The following is a 16446-nucleotide window of genomic DNA, read 5'->3' on the forward strand; positions in this document are numbered from 1 at the left end:
CTTGCCGACCACACCGCGAATGTCATATGCCTTGAAGATGGATTGGGAGATCATCGATTCTCTCTGGGTTGCGTGCACGAAGCAGTCGGACCGTTGCGTGATCGCGCACTGCGTTCGGATTCAGGATGCCGTCACGGCGCGCGTACGTCCCTGCGTCCTGACGACTAAGCCGTCCCGATGTCATGGCGAACCGTCGCACGACGAATTCACGCACAGCCTGGCGCGAACTCGTCGCGAAACTCGCAAAACAGCTTGCCGCGCGTGGCGAGGTGGTCGATCTGGGCCAGTGTCAGCGATGCGATGCGCGATGCCGTCATTTCCGAGACGCCGAGTTGTCGTGTGGCCTCGCTCCGGTTGACGAGGAGCAGCCACTTCGCAAGCATGAGATACGATCGATTGAATTCCGCGATCGCATCGAAAATGTCGTGTTGTTCGGCCATGGTCGGTCTTGAAGGGCCAGCGCGTGTGCTTTGCCGGTCGATTCGCTTCGACCCGGGGTTCGACACTCACCGGATTTTCGATGACACACTGTACGTCGCGAACGCAGCGCCGGACCGACAAAGCTCTGAACGGATCCGCCAGCGCGCGCAGGCGCGCGTACCGTGGCGCGCACGTCGATTCGCGCGGCATCGCCACGGCGCGATGCGGATCCGTTCAGTCGGCGTCGGCGAGATACGGCGACGTGAACGCGCGCGGCGGGAACGCCGGCAGGCCGCCTTGCGGCGTAAAGCTGTAACGGAGATAGACGGCCGCCGTCCACTCGCGGTACTGATACGCATTGCCGAACGAAGCCGCTCCACCGACGGCCAGCTGCGGCGCGACCTGGTATTCGCCACGCGCGGCGAGCGAATACGCGATGCCCGTCTTGCTGCGCGCGGGATACACGGCCCCCGCGTCCAGCCCCACCGCCTGGCTGGCGGCGGCATTCGCGGCCGCTTGCGCCTGCATGCCGGAATCGAGCGGGAAATACGGCACCGCGTTCTGCCGGTAATGCTGCACGCCGAACGAACCGCTCAAGTCGTACGCAAACGCGCCCGTTCGTCCCGCGTACTCGACCGGTATATTCAGGATTACGTATTGCTGCGGACTGAAATAGCCGCCCTGACCGTACGTGAAATACGACTGGTTCTTGCTGAAGCGCATCCACGTCGCATTGACGCCCACGGTGAGCGTCCGGTCGGCGTCGCGCAGCAGGCGCGTATAGGCGCCGCCGCTGCCCTTGCCGGCGAAGTTGCGTTCGACGTGATGGCCGTCGTAGTAGTCGAACGCGCCCGCGACGTACGCGCCGCTGGTGCCGTCGTCCCAGCTCAGCGCGCCGCGCGCGCCGCTGCGCGTCACGCCGCCCCACTTGAGGCCGGCACTCGCATCGCGTGCGCCCGCGAACGAGAGCAGGCTGTCGGTCACCGCGCGACGCGTGACGGCCAGCGAGTAGGCCGCCCGATCGGTGATCGCACCGTTGAAGCGCACGCCGCCGACCACATCCTGGTACGGAAATCCGACCGGCGTCGCGCCGATGTCGGCCTTCAATTGCTTGCCTTCGTAACCCAGGGAGAGACCGACGCCGCTCGCCGTTTCGGAACCCGGCGAGCCGCCGCCGGCCGACCGCGAGAGCCCCGCGCCGAACCGGGCGAGAGTCGGCACGTCGGTCGCGGAGTTGCCGCCGTCGAGCATGACCGGCGTGGCGGTCACGACGACGTGACCGTTGCCTGCCTTGATACGCCCTTCCAGCGGCGCCTCGATGTCGGTGAGGCCGGATAGCCCCGCCTCGCCCGTCCGGTTTCGGAACACGATGCCGCCCGATGCCGTGCTGGCCTGCTCGCTGTTCACCTGGGCCAGTTCCGACGCGACGTCGAGCATCTGAGTGTTGACGCCCGCGTCCCGTTGCGGCGCACGGGCCACGGCCTCGCTTCCCGCATAGCCGGCCGGCGGCTGTGGGATATAGCGAGGCGGCGCATCGGCCTGCCCGTAGGCCGATGAAAGAACGGGCGCGCGCGCCGCGGCGACCTTCGTCCCGCCGCGGGCCGGCCGGGCCGGCCTGGCGCCCGAAGCGGCCGCCGGCGAACCGGTCGCCGCCGCGGCCCGCGACGCGGGCGACATCGGCCACGGCGTGGCGACGTAGCCGGCACAGTCGTCGTTCGGATCGGACTGCGCCACGCATCCCGCGGACGCCCCCGCCGGCGGTACGTCGGCGGCAGGCTCCCGATAGGGCTGATAGGACTGGTAGGACTGATAGCGCCGCGCGGTCGCGGGCCCGCCCGACTCGCCCGCGCCGGCGACGGCCGGGCCATAGCCGCCGGGATCGCCGGGATCGGGCGTGACCGCCTGCGGCGACATGGCGGGCGGCACCATGCGCGCGGCCGGCACGGCGGACGGGGTGACGTAGGTCGCGGGCGGCGCGGGAGGCATCGTATAGGGCACGGTCGGAGCGGAAGAAGACGGGGTGGACCAGGAAGGCACGCCCGGCAGCGGCGATACCGCGGCCCCGAAGCCGGTCGACGGATGAACGACATCGACGGCGGTCTTGCCTTCGAACGGATTGGTACCGGGCAGCGGGTTCGCGCCGATGCGCCGCATCGCGTCTTCCCAGCCGCGCGGCACGTTCGATGGCGCCGTCTTGCTGCCCGGCGGCGGCGTATTGGCGGCCAGCAGCGAGCGCTGCAGATACTGTGCGGCGAGTGAAAGATTCCCCTCCGCGCGATACAGCCGGCCGGTCGCGGCAAGCAAGCCCGGGTCGTCGGGCGCGATACGCAGCGCCGTGGCCGCGAACGCTTCACCGTCGCGCCATGCCTTCGCGCTGCTCGCCGCGTAGATCGCCGCGACCAGCAATCCCGTATCGTCGGGCCGGCGGGCCAGCGCGACCCGATAGCATTTCAGCGCGTTCGGCGCGTCGCCGGCCGACGTGTACAGCCGCGCGAGCGCGGCCTGGAGTTCGGGACTGTCCGGCATCGCGGCCAGCCACGGCGCGATGACGGCGTAGCCGCCGGCGAGGTCGCCGGCCTGGCGCACCGCATCGGCCTGACGCACGACGATCTCGAGGTTCAGGCGTTCGAAGTCGCCGCGCTGCGCGGGCGACAGCGGCAGCGCGGCGAGCCGGCGCATCGCGTCGCCCAGCAGCGCATCGTTGCGCACGGTCAGCAGCGTCCGCGCGTACTGCAGCAGCAAATCGGCGTTGTCCGGCTCGCGGGCCAGCGCACGCTGCACGATCCAGAGCGCACGCGACGTGTCGCCGGCCGCCGCATAGCCCGCCGACAACTGCGCCGCGAGTCCCGGCACCGACTGGCCGATCCCCTCCGCGTCGTGCAGCACGCCGAGCGCCTGCGCGCGGCGGCCCTCGCGCACCAGCCGTGTCGCGAGTGCCGCCTGCTGGCCCACCCAGAGGCGGTGCTGCAACGTCGTCATCGCCGCCGTGCGCTGCGCGGGCGCGATGCGCTCCAGCCGCTGCAGCCCGAGGCTCCAGTCTTGCGTCTGCTCGGCCAGCAGCGCGCCGGCATAGAGTGCGTCGGTCATGTCGGGCCGTTCGGCCAGTAATCCGTCCATCATGCTGCGCGCCGACGCGATCGCGCCTTGCCGCACGTACACGCGCGCCAGATCCAGCCGCAGCCACGGATCGTCCGGATTGCCGGCGAGCGCGTCCTCGAACAGGCTGCGCGCCGTGCCCAGATCGCCGCGCGCTTCGGCTTGCCGCGCCTGCGCGGCCTCGGCCGTACGACGCAACCGGTCGAGGCCGCCGGCCTTCGACTGCTGCTCGGCGCTCAGTTGCGTCGCGAACTGCAACGCTTCGTCGCCGCGCCCCTGCGCGGCCAGCGCGCCGACCAGGCCGCGTATCGCGTCCGGGTTGTCGGACTGACGCCGCAGCGCCATCCGGTACGCCTGCTCGGCGCCGCGCGCATCGCGATTCTCCAGCAGCGCGTCGCCAAGCATCACCTGCGCGGTGACGTTCGACGGATCCGCAAGAATCGCGCGCTCGAACAGCGCTTTCGCTCGCGCGAAGTCGCCGTTGCTTTGCGCGCCGAGCGCCTCGCTCGTGTAAGACCAGTACGTCGCACTGCCGAGCGCCGAGCGCCAGCGCGCCGCATTCCCGCCTCGCGACGCGCGCTCCAGATCGCTGCGTGCCTGCGCGAAGTGCTCCTGCTTCAGTTCGACGATGCCGCGGCCGCCCAGCGCGTCGCTGTCGTTCGGCGACGTGGCGAGCACGGCATTGAAGCGGGCGCGCGCCGTGTCCAGATCGCCGCGCTCGAGTGCCGCAAAGCCATCCTCGATCGCGTGGCCGCGCGCTTCGTTCGAGGCGCTGCGTTGATCGCCCTCGCGCGCGGTCTGGTCCTGTCGCACCATGCTGTCGTAGCGTGCCTTGACCGGCGGATCGTCGGGCACCACCTTCAGATAGGCGAGGTAGCGCGCCTGATCCGACGGCCTGGCCGCGAGCCAGAGCAGCGCCTGGCGCCAGCTCTCGCGCGCCGCCTTCCCGACTTTCGCGTCGGCGGACAACGACTCGAGCCGCGCGATGCCGTCGCGGCGCGTCGCGTCGCGATAGGTCAGGTGCTGCGCATACGCGAGTGCGTAGCGCGGATCGTCGGGGTTGTCACGCGCGAGACGCTCCAGGCCGCGGCGGGCTTCGGCCCATCCGCTCGGCGTCGCCGCGAGCGCCTGGAAGTACTCGAGCTGCAGCGCGGGCGACGACGGCGCGCCTTGCAGCGCGCGCTGATACTGTTGCGCGGCCAGCGCGCTCTGCCCCGTCTGCGCGAGGCGGCGCGCGTCGCTGATCTCGCCGTCGCGCACGCTCGTCTCGCCCAGACGCTGGCCCAGCTCGTCGGTCCGCGCGAAGCCGGGCGCGATCCGGCGCAACTGTTCCAGGTAGCGGCGCGCACCGTCGACGTCCTTGCGGTCGGCGAGCACCATGCCCATGCCGAACAGCGCGTCGGGCTGATTCGGATCGACGCCCAGCACCTTCTTCCAGGCCTGCGCCGCGAGGTCGCCCCGGCCATGCGCCTGCCAGTATCGCCCCTGATCGACGAGTACCTTCAGCGGGTCGCTGCCGGCCGCCGCCGCGTGCGGCAGTGCCAGCGCGAGCAGCAGACTCGCGACACCGCCCGCGCGGGCGGCGCCGAGCCCGCGTAACCGTCGGTTTCGCATGTCACTCCTTCAGCCGGCGCGCCGCACGCGCACGCAGCAGACGATAGAAGAGCGCCGCCGCGACGAACGCGGCCAGCACGCTGAACAGCGCAAGCAGCAGCGGACGCCCCGACAGAAACCAGCGCAGGTAAGTGAGCGGCGGCAGCGCACCGACGTGATACGACGTTTCGTTCGACGTCACCGTGACGGTGCGATCGCGAATCACGACCATCGCGCCCTGGACCGACGTGAGCATGTCGTCGTCGAGCAGTGCGCGGCCGAGCGCCTCGTCCGCCTGCCCGCTCGCGCTGATCAACGCGACGGCGCTGCGCGTCTTGCGCAACGGCGACTCGAAGCCGGCGATCAGCGCGCGCGTGCCGTCCGAGACGATCGACAGGCCGGCGCGCACGCGTTCGCGCTCGGCGCCAGGCGACGGCGCCGCCTCGGCGCCGCCGAACAGGCCACCGAACCGGCCACCGAACAGGCCGCTGTCGCGATCGGTGCCGAACGGCATGCGCGCCGCCCAGCGGGTCAGCAGCGGCTGGGTGTCCGGCGCGCCGAGAATCAGCAGATCCTTGGACGCGAACGCGCCGACACCGGCGGCGTCCGTCACCGTCACACCGCTGACCGGATAGCCCGTCGACACGCCCATGCGCCCCATCGCGAGCAGGTACAGGCCGTAGACGTCCGCGCCCGGCTCGGCGGGCAGCACGACGGCCGTGTCCGACAGGTCGGCCATCCGCGTGAACGGAAAGCCGCTGTTTGCAAACGCGGCGAGGTCGGGCAGCGCCTTGTAGTGCGGAAACGACGACACGTCGATCGTCGAGTCCGGGTCGATCGAACCCGCGACGTTCTGCAGCAGCCGCCCCGTGCATCGGCCCATGTCCGGGATCTCGTAGAAGAAGTGCAGCTGCAACGGCGTGCGCGGCGTGAGCAGCAGCGGCGGCACGTGCAGCGTTGCGCGGTCGATACCGTTGGCGACGAACGGCAGGTAGCGACTCAGGCTCCAGCGCGACGTTTCCCGTGCCGGGATCGGCAGCGCCTTCACGAACGTGTCGCCGACGCTCAGGTTGAGCGACGAACGGTCCGCGCGCAGCGTCGGCGTGTATCGATAACGCAGGTCGATCGGCGCGCCGCGCGTATCCCAGGTGAACAGATCGGGGGCGACGCGCAGATCGATCCGGACGGCGCCCGCGTCGTAGCCGGACACGCTGAGCGCGCGCCCCTCGGCCAGTTCGCCGAGCCGCACCGGGCGCGTCGACGACAGCCAGTTCGGCGCGTCGTACGGCACGCGCGGCGCGACGTTCTCGAGCCGGCTCACCGTGGCATGCGTACCCGCGAGCGTCTTGCTGCCGAGCACGAGCGTGAGCGCGGCGACCTTCACTTCGTCCGGCGTGCGACCGAGCACCAGCAGCAGTTGGCCGTGAGCCGGCGCCTGCCGCTCGACGACGGCGAGCGTCGGTCCGTCGATCGCCGGCAGCGTCACGCCGTCCAGACGATCGTCGGCCGTCGCGAATACCACCGCATTGCCCGATTCAGGCAGGCCGCCGGGGCGGGCCGGAAACCGCGCGCCGCGATACGAGGCCAGCGCGCCGAACCACGACGCGACGATGCCCGCCGCTTCCAGCGTCTCCCGCGGCGGTCGCGCGGCGAATGCGAACGGCAGCTCGAGCCGCCGGACGTCCCGCGAATCGAAGAACGGCGCGGGCAGGACGCCGAGTTCCGGCCGCTCCGGCAACGCCGCGTAGGTCAGCTCGAGCCGGCTCGCGTTGCTCACCGTCGCCCACAGCGACGAGTTGGCGGGATCCTCGCAGTCTTTCGTGTAATGACCGATCAACTGAATGTTCAGATGGTTGTACTCGGTGACGAAGCGCGGATCGATCGACACGTCGCGCGCAACCGTCATGCCGGCTTGAGCGGCCGGCAACGGCAGCGTCGCCGCCACTTCGCCGTTGATCAGCACCTTGAGCTGCGACAGATCCGGCAGCAGCGCGGGCGAGTAGCTGTAGACCAGATGCAGCGTCGCGCCCATGACGACCTCGTCGCGCCGGACGGAGAACGCGATGCCGTTCTGGCCGTCGGTGCCCCGCAGCTGCAGCGGATCGCGTGCCCCGAGATCCGCGAACGTCAATGCCTGGCGCCGGCCGCCGGGCACGAGCGTGCCGGGCTCGGCCGTGGTCGGCAGCATACCGAAGCGGCGACGCGCGGCGTCGGCCGCCGGCACCGGTTCGGCGAGCGGCGCGGGGCGCGCGGTGTCGGGCCCGACGACTATGGCCGGCGACGGCGGCGCCGCATCGCCCGACGACATCGCGCCATCCGCCGCCCGCATTGCGCCGGGTGCCTGCATCCCGGTGGCCGCGGCCCAGCTGCCCGATGCGATGCCGCTCGCCATTGCCCAGAGCAGTAGCGACACCATCCTGCGCGACACGCGCGCATACCGGCCGACACGTGCAGGAACCGCGACAACCGCGCCCTGCGAAATGCACGCCTTGCGGCGCGTGCTGCCGCGCTGTCGCGACGCCCACGTCATTCTTTCCGCCTCATGCTATTTTTTTTCGTTGCTGCGGCCGCCACGCGCGTACACGCGCAGGTCCGCGTACAGGCGTGCGATCAGGCGAAGCAAGCCCTGCACGCCGACCTTCAACAGATGCAGGAACGCACGCAGCGGCGAATCGGGACGGCGGCCGTCCGTCCAGTCGATCCATGCGTCGGCTCGGGCAAAGGTCGAACTGACGAGATCGAACTCCTGCTGCTGCGACAGGCTCTCGAACCGGATGCCGACGCGCCCCGGTTCGACGTATTCGACCGTCGCGGGAAATGCGTACTCTTCGACACCGCGAAACAGCGATACCGTCACCGGCTCGCCACGCGGAATGCGTGCATCGTCGGGGACCGCCACGCCGATCCCGCCCTCCGAATAGTCACGCGTTTCGCATGCCAGCGTCCGGCCATTCGCGAAGCGCAGCATGACCGGAATCCGCGCCGCGACACGATGGGACACGCGTACCTGCCGGCGCTCGTTCGCCGCCGCGACGGCGAGACCCAGAATCAGGATGTTGTAGGTCGTCCATGCCAGATTGAACGCCGTCGTCTGGACTTCGCTGCCCACGTGACGGTTGAGCGACAGGTTCAGGACGCCCACCGCGAGGCCGATCACGTTCAGGACCACCAGGCTCAGATACGGTTTCGACACTGCCCAGTCGAAGTAGCCGCGGTCGATGCGTCCGCCCTTGGCCGTCACGTTGAACTTGCCCAGCCGGGGATTGATCAGCGCAAGCATCGTCGGCAGCGCGATGTACGACGCGAGCACGGCTTCGTAGACTTCGGCCCAGAACGAATGCCGGAAGCGGCCCTGCATCCGCGAGTTCGTCACGTTTGCATGGATGACGTGCGGCAGCGCATAGAGCGCAAGCATCGTGGCCGGGGCATGGATCACATGTGCGTCGAAGAACAGGAACGACAGCGGCGCGGTCAGGAACACGAGCCGCGGGATCCCGTAGAAAAAATGCATCATCGCGTTCAGGTAGCACAGCCGCTGGCTCAGCGTCAGTCCGCGCCCGAACAGCGGGTTGTCGATGCGGAATATCTGCGTCATGCCGCGCGCCCAGCGGATGCGCTGGCCGATGTGCCCGGTCAGGCTCTCCGTGGCCAGCCCCGCCGCCTGCGGTATCGCAAGATAGGCCGTCGTATAGCCGCGGCGATGCAGCTTGAGCGCGGTGTGCGCATCCTCGGTCACCGTCTCCGTCGCGATGCCGCCGATCTCCTCCACCATCGAGCGGCGCATCAGCGCGCACGATCCGCAGAAAAACGTCGCGTTCCAGAGATCGTTGCCGTCCTGCACCAGTCCGTAGAACAGTTCGCCTTCGTTCGGCACCTTTCTGAAAATGCCGAGGTTGCGCTCGAACGGGTCCGGCGAAAAGAAGTGATGCGGCGTCTGCAGCATCGACAGCTTCGGATCCCGAATGAACCAGCCTAGACAGATCTGCAGGAACGAGCGCGTCGGCACATGATCGCAATCGAAGATCGCGATGTATTCGCCGTCGGTGATCTTCAACGCTTCGTTGAGGTTGCCGGCCTTGGCATGGCGATTGTGATCGCGAATCGTCCAGTGCACGCCGACCGACTCGCAGAACGCGCGGAATTCCTGGCGACGTCCGTCGTCCAGCACGTGGATCGACAGCTTGTCGGCCGGGTAATCCAGCGCGAGCGCCGCGTAGATGGTCGGCTTGACGACGCTCAACGGTTCGTTGTACGTCGGAATGAACACGTCGACGCTCGGCCAATGCGCACGCGACGCGGGCAACGGCAGCGGCTTGCGCCCGAGCGGCCACGCGGTCTGGAAGTAGCCGAGGATCAGCACCGCCGCCGCATAGACTTCGGCCGCCGCGAGCAGCGTGCCCCACACCGCGTCGAGCGGATGCGACCACACCAGCGTGCCGGACAATCTCCAATACATGTACCGGCCGGTGGCCACCACCGACAGCACGATCATGACGAGCGTCGCATAGCGTCCGCCCAGGCGACGGACCACCAGCGAACAGGCGATGCAGCAGGTGGCGAACACGAGCTGCCCGATCGCGTCGAGCGGCACCGTACACACGAAATACAGCGCCAGCAGCGTGCATGCGGCCACCGGCAGCGCGACGAACCAGCCGCTCCCGGGCAATGCATCGACGAACCGGTCGACCGCCGACGGCCGCGCGACCTCCCCGCGGGCGCTCAAGCGATGCTCCGCGCGGTGTCGCGCCGATCGAGCACGCGCTCGAGCCATGCACCGCACGCGTTCAGATCGGCGGCGGCCTGCGAACGCGGGTCGTAGCGATTCACGGTCGTCCGGGACGCGAGCGATTCCGCGACTCCTTCATCGCGGTGAATCACGCCGCCGAACCGGGCCGCGCCGAGGCTGTCGCACAGCACGCGCAGCACATCGCGGCCCAGCTCGCGCGACTGATCGACCTGATTGACCACGTAGCCGTCGCCCACGAAATCCGCGCGGCTCGCGGCATACGCGTCGAGCATCCGCCGCATCTGCGGAATCGTTGCGTACGAGGCCGCATCGGCCAGCACGACCTTGAGCACGAAATGCGCGGCCGTCAGCGCGGCGCGCATGTATACCGAGGTGCCCGGCGGCGTATCGATGATCACGATGTCGTCGTCGCCGAGCCCGAGCGCGGCAAGCCCGTGCGCGAGCCACGACGGATCACGGTCGAGCAGCCGCTCGAAGCGGCGCTGATCCGTTTCGCTGACCAGGCCGAACGGAAACACCGTGATCCCGTCGACGACCACGGCCGGCCAGTTCAGCCTGTCGAGCGCGGCATGGGCGAGCCCGTCGGTCATGTCGAGCGGCACGCCGAAATGCAGCTTCAGCGCATTCTGCGGATCGAGATCCACCACGCTCACGCGCCGGCGCCGCGACGCCGCCAACACGGCCGCGAGATTCGCCGCCAGCGTCGTCTTGCCGACGCCGCCCTTTGCCGAAGCGATCGCGACGATTTTCATGAGCGGCCGGTCCACACCGATGGCTTCTTCGGCGCCTCTCCCGTCGGCTCCGTGCGCAGCCGCTCGAACAACCGAACCAGCGGCTGTGACGGACCTTGCGTGTCCGTGCCATCCGATGCCGCCGGCCTGCCGACCAGCTTCTTCAGCGTGCCGGATGCTGGTTCCCGCCCGCCGTTATCCTGCGCGGACGCAGGCAACGCACGCGTGTCGGCCAGTACGATTTTGCGCAGGCTATCCGCGCTGTCCGGCGACCCTGCGCCCGGCTGCCCCTGCGACGCGCTCGCGCGCAATTCGACACCGCCGAGCAGCGGCCAACGCGCGCGGGCCACTTCGGCATCCGCTTCCGCACGTACTTCGTGATAGCGTCCGGCATCGCCGCCAAAACGCTTGAACAACGATTCGATATCCCGTGAAGTCGACATAGCGTGCCCATTGGTTGTCGCGGAAGTTCCGGTCGGCCCGGTCGCTCAGTTCTTTGCGCGCGCAACACGCAGCTCGATCCGCGAATCGTCCGGCGGCGCGACGTCCTGCGTCACGCGCAAACCGGTCGCGCCGACACTGTCGAACCAGCCCTGATACGCGCCTTCGAGGAAGGCGGAAGACCATGCGAGACAGCCGTCGCCGAACGCGCGCAACGGCGCGGCGTAATGAACGATGCGCAGGAAATCGTGCTCGTCGGACAGTTCGGCGTAACCCCACTGGATGTCGCGCCAGCGGGCATTCAATGCATCCGCGAGATCGTCCGTCGACTCGCAAGGGCCAAGTGGATGCGCGGCTGCGAAGCGCATGCCGATGCGCGCCATCAATTGCCTCAGCTCGTCCCGATCGAGCTGATCGGTGAATTCACCGGCCAATGCCTCCAGGAAGCCGCGCCATTGGATCGATACTTGGCGCTCGAGTAGATGCTCCAACATTCCCTGCATGGACGACGAATCCCCGGTGAAAGACAATTATCGGCGTGGCCGCATCGTGTGCTTCGCGTGCGGACATCGTGGCAACAGCGTTTTTGCGCATCGTAGCGAATCCAATTAGACGAATGGGATTCGATATCTAGCCGAAAAACGCCAAACTATCGGCCACTGCAGACAATTGACGGCTGCGGCCTCGGCGGCAGCCGAGCTGCGATCGGTCGCGGACATGCAAGCCGGTATACGGCCAGGCTCGTGCGCGGCGCGACGCATGAAACGTTCGAAAGGTTGCCGTATCAGGCCCGGCCGGGCGAGGATTCCGCGCGGAATTCGCAGAACAGTTCGCGACGCTCGGCGAGTTCGTCGATCTGTGCCGGCGTCAATTCGGCGACGATCGCAGCCGTCTCATCCGACATGCCCAGTTGTTGTTTCGCCGCTTCGCGATCCGCTTGCAGCAAGCGCTGGGCAAGCGTCAGATACGAACGGTTGAATTCCGCAATCGCGTCGAAGATGTCGTCCTGTTCGGGCATGGGCGTTCCTGATTTTGGACGGTGATTGCATTCAGCCGGCCGCAGGGCGCGTATTGGCAATACGCGGAGTTTCGGCCCCGCACTCTACGTGTCGCGCACGGCGACGAGCGGACAAAACCTAGCGGTAATCCGCCACCTCGCGGGTTGCTCGTATTTCCGTTCGTGAAAGCACGACACGACGGACCGGCGGCATGCGGTTCGGCAAAGTCACGTGGCGATCGCCGGCCCACCCAAATGCTTGCCGGAACGCGCAGCGCCGCCGGCAGATGCCTGCTATGCAGCCCGTATCACGCGCTCGCGCCAGAAATCCCCGCGGGCGCCGAAAATCTTGCTGCACCATTTGGTACCGTCCCAATACACGGGAAAGCCGTATGGATGTCCCGGCCATCGGCCCTCACACCACATCGGTTGCGCGGGAGGATCGGTGCATGGAAGCCAGACACCGGCCCAGCCGGTGCGCTGCCGTTGTTCGGATATCGTCATGGTGTCTATGGTCGAATGCGTCATGGTGACTCCACTTTCGCCCTTCTGTTTGGCAATTGCGTTTCAACGCTAAATATATTTCGTTCGGTTCTTTTTCTTCCTTCGCATATAGCGGGACCGTGGCACGCTTTCGTCCACGCATGCCGGAAACTCGACGGCTCCCGGCCACGGGGCCACCATCGCAATCCGGCCCGCACAATTGCCAGCAGGTGTTGCGACGAGACGACGCCAGCGTTGCCAGCTACGGCTGCGATCCGCGGCCGACCAGCGCTTCGATCTCGGTTGGCGTCAGCGCGATGATCCGTGACGCGATCTGATTCGAGATGCCCAACTCGCGTGCCGCGACCTCGCAATCGATCTTCAACATCTGCTGCATCAGTTCGAGATAGGCAGGATCGAGTGCGCCCAACGCCCGGCAAATATCATCCTCTTCCGTCATCACGCTCTCCTAAAGACATGCCCGTGAACGCGATGCATCGGCACACACTCGCATCTGCAAAATCCGACCGGGTTCCGGGCTTTCGCTTCGAACCGTATCCCAACCAAGCGAACGCCTGTCGACAAACGACAGCCGTCATCCGCTATATAACGCCGAGCCGGCCATTTGCACACTGTTTCAAAATAATTCTTGCGCCAACGTATGGTCTCGCAATCAACCTGTCGGATTCGTCCAAGATTCAGTCGCCGCTTTATTTCCGAACACATTAGGATTTCCCGAATCGCACGTGCGCGGGCAGGCAATTGCGTCCTGTGCGACTTCGAATCTCTTGTTGCGTCCGGACACCGACATCGCACCTCGACGTTGTCTGCTCTTCATTCCGAACTCATGGAATTACCACTATGTTGAAAGTGACGAAAGCCGTCTTTCCGGTCGCCGGCCTGGGCACGCGGTTCCTGCCGGCCACCAAGGCCAGTCCCAAGGAAATGCTGCCGGTCGTGGACAAACCATTGATCCAGTATGCGGTCGAGGAAGCGATCGAAGCGGGCATCACGGAGATGATTTTCGTGACCGGACGCAGCAAGCGCGCGATCGAGGATCATTTCGACAAGTCGTACGAGATCGAGGCCGAACTCGAGGCACGCGGCAAGGACAAGCTGCTGTCGCTGGTGCGCAGCATCAAGCCGAGCCATGTCGACTGCTTTTACGTGCGCCAGGCCGAAGCGCTCGGGCTCGGTCATGCCGTGCTGTGCGCGGAGAAGCTCGTCGGCGACAATCCGTTCGCGGTGATCCTCGCCGACGATTTGCTCGATGCCCCGAAGCCGGTGTTACGCCAGATGATCGACGTCTTCGATCACTATCACGCGTCGGTCATCGGGGTCGAGGAAATCGCTCCTGAAGATTCGAAATCCTATGGCGTGATCGACGGCAAGCGCTGGGAAGACGATCTCTTCAAGCTGTCCGGCATCGTCGAGAAGCCCGAACCGGCGAATGCGCCGTCGAACTTCGGTGTCGTCGGCCGTTACGTGTTGAAACCGAAGATCTTCGAGCATCTCCGCGGGCTCAAACCCGGCGCGGGCGGCGAATTGCAATTGACCGACGCGATCCAGTCGCTGCTCACCGATGAACAGGTGCTCGCGTATCGCTACGACGGCACGCGCTTCGATTGCGGCAGCAAGCTCGGGTACCTGAAGGCGACGATCGAGTTCGCGCTGCGGCATCCGGAGGTTGCGGCGGACTTCGAGCGGTATTTGCTTGCGCGCCTCTCCGAGGCGATGGTCGCATGACATGAACGCGAGACGACGATCGGCCTCCATTACACTGCCGATGCGATCGTTGCGGCGCATGACGGCGCCCGTCCTGCCCATACGAACAGGCGGCGCCCGGCATGTGGACATCGATTAGCCGCCTCGGTGACGCGGCCCTGACCGTCCCGCTGGCTGCGGTTTGCGGCGCATGGCTCGCTACGTCGATGCACGGTTGGCGGATCGCCGCATCGTGGTTGATGCTGCTCGGCGGCGGCATGCTGGCGGTCGGCCTGACCAAGGTTCTGTATGCGGGCTGCGGCATCGAGATCCGTACGATCCATTTTCGCGTGATTAGCGGGCATACGATGCTCGCCGCATCGGTATGGCCGATGGCCTTCCTGCTGGCGCTGCACGACGGCTGGCATGTCCGCGCCCATATCGCGTTGCTGCCCGGCTCGGCACTCGCGGCGGCCGTCGCGACCGCCCGCGTGTTCGATCATGCGCACACCGTATCCGAGGTGGCCGTCGGCTGGATCATCGGCATGCTCATCATGGTGACGCTGCTGCGCTGGAAAGCCGCACCCGTACTGCTTCCCTGGCGCCGATCGCCCGCGGCCGCGTCGATGCTTGCCGTCTCGAGCATCGCCTATGGATACTGCTCACCGATCCAGGCCGCGATCGAGACTTACTCGCCGTTCCTGTGCACGGCATTTCGATGAGGTGCCGGCGCACCTGTGCGCCGACGTCGGGATCGCGGGGCTGTCGCCGTAGCGGGCCGCCGCGTACGCGTTGCGCCCCACACACCCTCGTGGCGGCGCGCGCCAACATTCTGTCGGACCGATTCGACGAGCAATCCGCACAATGCTGCTATTGCGCACCGCACCATTTCCCCCGAAATCACGCGTCAATTCGATGAAAATCCTTGTCTACGGAATCAACTATGCCCCCGAACTGACCGGTATCGGCAAGTACACGGCGGAAATGGCCGAAACGCTCGCCGCCAAAGGTCACTCGGTACGCGTAGTCTGTGCGCCACCGTATTACCCGGAATGGCGCGTAGCAAACGGATATCACTCGGCTCGGTATGCGACCGAGCAGCGCAACGGGGTCAGGGTGTGGCGAGCACCGCTGTGGGTCCCGCGCCGGCCGCGCGGCGCCCTGCGCATCGTGCACCTCGCCAGCTTCGCGCTGACGAGCTTTCCGCTCATGCTGCGCCACGCTCTCTGGCGGCCGGACGCCATCATCTGCGTCGCGCCCAGCTTGCTGAACGCGCCCGGCGGATGGCTCACGGCCAGGCTGAGCGGCGCACATGCGTGGCTTCACATTCAGGATTACGAAGTTGATGCGGCATTCAATCTCGGCATGCTCGATGGCTCGCTGTTACGACGCGCGGCGCTTGCATTCGAACGGATGCTCATGAAGCGCTTCGATACCGTTTCGACGATCTCCGGGAAAATGGTCGAACGCGCGATGCATAAGGGCATTCCGCCCGCCAAGCTCGTACATTTCTCAAACTGGGCCGACACGCGCTCGATCTATCCGCTGGCGCGCCCAAGCGAGCTGCGCGCCGCGCTCAATATTTCCCTCGACGCGACGGTCGTGCTTTATTCCGGCAACATGGGCGCGAAGCAAGGGCTCGACGTATTGGCAGATGCCGCACAAAGGCTTGAATCGCGGGACAACCTCGTGTTCGTCTTCTGTGGCAACGGCCCGGTGCGTGACGACCTCATCGCACGCTGCAGCAAGCTGCGAAACTGCAGATTCATGAATCTGCAGCCCGCCAATCGACTGAACGAACTGCTGAATCTGGCGGACATACACGTACTCCCCCAACGCGCCGACGCCGCGGATCTCGTCATGCCATCGAAGCTGACCGGCATGTTCGCGAGTGGCCGGGCAGTCATTGCGATGGCCAATGCGGGCACGGAGCTGCACGACGTAGTATCCCAGCGCGGGGTATTGGTCTCGCCTGGCGACCCGGAAGCATTGGCGAACGCCATCGATGCGCTCGCTGCCGATGCAAGGCAGCGGACTTATCTAGGGCGCGCGGGGCGGGATTTCGCAGAGGCCGTCCTGTCACGCGAAGCGGTATTGCGCGAATTCGAGGCGAAATTGACCGCATTGCGTCGAACGTCGCCCGGCACCTGACCTGACCGCATGGCCGGCAACGGCGGCTGCGCCCGTGCCGCCGCGATTGCCGGCCGCTCGCGATACCCGGCTTCCGGTTCGCC

At 67.0% G+C, this 16446-nt stretch carries 12 protein-coding genes; 3 read left to right on the top strand and 9 right to left on the bottom strand.

What is annotated here, in order from left to right:
* Positions 1–206: 206 nt before the first annotated feature.
* The 9 genes from DID98_RS30735 to DID98_RS30775 all read right to left on the bottom strand — a co-directional run bounded on the left by DID98_RS30735 (position 207) and on the right by DID98_RS30775 (position 12968).
* Positions 207–440: a flagellar transcriptional regulator FlhD gene (locus DID98_RS30735; protein WP_124571932.1), complete on the bottom strand. Its 234-nt coding sequence runs from the start codon at positions 438–440 to the stop codon at positions 207–209.
* A gap of 214 nt (positions 441–654) precedes the next feature.
* Positions 655–5130, bottom strand: coding sequence for a cellulose synthase subunit BcsC-related outer membrane protein (locus tag DID98_RS30740; RefSeq protein ID WP_124571933.1), 4476 nt, complete (start codon positions 5128–5130; stop codon positions 655–657).
* A gap of 1 nt (position 5131) precedes the next feature.
* Complete coding sequence (gene bcsB / locus DID98_RS30745; RefSeq protein ID WP_124571934.1) at positions 5132–7639, bottom strand: cellulose biosynthesis cyclic di-GMP-binding regulatory protein BcsB; 2508 nt, start codon at positions 7637–7639, stop codon at positions 5132–5134.
* 15 nt (positions 7640–7654) lie between these two features.
* Positions 7655–9880, bottom strand: a complete 2226-nt coding sequence (gene bcsA / locus DID98_RS30750; protein WP_124571935.1) for a UDP-forming cellulose synthase catalytic subunit — start codon at positions 9878–9880, stop codon at positions 7655–7657.
* A complete protein-coding gene (gene bcsQ, locus DID98_RS30755) occupies positions 9829–10608 on the bottom strand; it encodes a cellulose biosynthesis protein BcsQ (RefSeq protein ID WP_124489818.1) in 780 nt (259 codons plus the stop codon). The genes bcsA and bcsQ overlap by 52 nt, the downstream gene beginning before the upstream one ends.
* On the bottom strand, positions 10605–11030 hold the full coding sequence (bcsP, locus tag DID98_RS30760; protein ID WP_124489819.1) for a cellulose biosynthesis protein BcsP: 426 nt from the start codon (positions 11028–11030) through the stop codon (positions 10605–10607). The genes bcsQ and bcsP overlap by 4 nt, the downstream gene beginning before the upstream one ends.
* Positions 11031–11075: 45 nt before the next feature.
* A complete protein-coding gene (gene bcsD / locus DID98_RS30765) occupies positions 11076–11531 on the bottom strand; it encodes a cellulose biosynthesis protein BcsD (protein WP_124571936.1) in 456 nt (151 codons plus the stop codon).
* A gap of 281 nt (positions 11532–11812) precedes the next feature.
* Positions 11813–12046 carry a flagellar transcriptional regulator FlhD gene (locus DID98_RS30770; RefSeq protein ID WP_124489821.1) on the bottom strand — a complete coding sequence of 78 codons (234 nt, stop codon included), beginning with the start codon at positions 12044–12046 and terminating at the stop codon, positions 11813–11815.
* 724 nt (positions 12047–12770) lie between these two features.
* Positions 12771–12968, bottom strand: a complete 198-nt coding sequence (locus DID98_RS30775; protein ID WP_044846963.1) for a flagellar transcriptional regulator FlhD — start codon at positions 12966–12968, stop codon at positions 12771–12773.
* A 401-nt stretch (positions 12969–13369) separates the two neighbouring features.
* Here DID98_RS30775 and galU point away from each other — a divergent pair, with 401 nt between their 5' ends.
* From galU to DID98_RS30790, 3 genes are all read left to right on the top strand, one after another.
* Positions 13370–14254: a UTP--glucose-1-phosphate uridylyltransferase GalU gene (gene galU, locus DID98_RS30780; RefSeq protein ID WP_124571937.1), complete on the top strand. Its 885-nt coding sequence runs from the start codon at positions 13370–13372 to the stop codon at positions 14252–14254.
* Between the two features lie 101 nt (positions 14255–14355).
* On the top strand, positions 14356–14934 hold the full coding sequence (locus DID98_RS30785) for a phosphatase PAP2 family protein (protein WP_124571938.1): 579 nt from the start codon (positions 14356–14358) through the stop codon (positions 14932–14934).
* 193 nt (positions 14935–15127) lie between these two features.
* Positions 15128–16363: a glycosyltransferase WbuB gene (locus DID98_RS30790; RefSeq protein ID WP_124571939.1), complete on the top strand. Its 1236-nt coding sequence runs from the start codon at positions 15128–15130 to the stop codon at positions 16361–16363.
* Positions 16364–16446: the final 83 nt, after the last annotated feature.

The sequence above is a fragment of the Burkholderia sp. Bp8984 genome, from assembly GCF_003853755.1.
GTDB lineage: Bacteria > Pseudomonadota > Gammaproteobacteria > Burkholderiales > Burkholderiaceae > Burkholderia.

Coding starts and splice junctions, on each gene's coding strand:
- bcsP (WP_124489819.1), bottom strand. CDS start 11,030: ATGTCGACTTCACGGGATATCGAATCGTTGTTCAAGCGTTTTGGCGGC.
- bcsB (WP_124571934.1), bottom strand. CDS start 7,639: ATGACGTGGGCGTCGCGACAGCGCGGCAGCACGCGCCGCAAGGCGTGC.
- DID98_RS30790 (WP_124571939.1), top strand. CDS start 15,128: ATGAAAATCCTTGTCTACGGAATCAACTATGCCCCCGAACTGACCGGT.
- DID98_RS30735 (WP_124571932.1), bottom strand. CDS start 440: ATGGCCGAACAACACGACATTTTCGATGCGATCGCGGAATTCAATCGA.
- bcsD (WP_124571936.1), bottom strand. CDS start 11,531: ATGCAGGGAATGTTGGAGCATCTACTCGAGCGCCAAGTATCGATCCAA.
- DID98_RS30775 (WP_044846963.1), bottom strand. CDS start 12,968: ATGACGGAAGAGGATGATATTTGCCGGGCGTTGGGCGCACTCGATCCT.
- DID98_RS30785 (WP_124571938.1), top strand. CDS start 14,356: ATGTGGACATCGATTAGCCGCCTCGGTGACGCGGCCCTGACCGTCCCG.
- bcsQ (WP_124489818.1), bottom strand. CDS start 10,608: ATGAAAATCGTCGCGATCGCTTCGGCAAAGGGCGGCGTCGGCAAGACG.
- DID98_RS30740 (WP_124571933.1), bottom strand. CDS start 5,130: ATGCGAAACCGACGGTTACGCGGGCTCGGCGCCGCCCGCGCGGGCGGT.
- bcsA (WP_124571935.1), bottom strand. CDS start 9,880: ATGGCTCGAGCGCGTGCTCGATCGGCGCGACACCGCGCGGAGCATCGC.
- galU (WP_124571937.1), top strand. CDS start 13,370: ATGTTGAAAGTGACGAAAGCCGTCTTTCCGGTCGCCGGCCTGGGCACG.
- DID98_RS30770 (WP_124489821.1), bottom strand. CDS start 12,046: ATGCCCGAACAGGACGACATCTTCGACGCGATTGCGGAATTCAACCGT.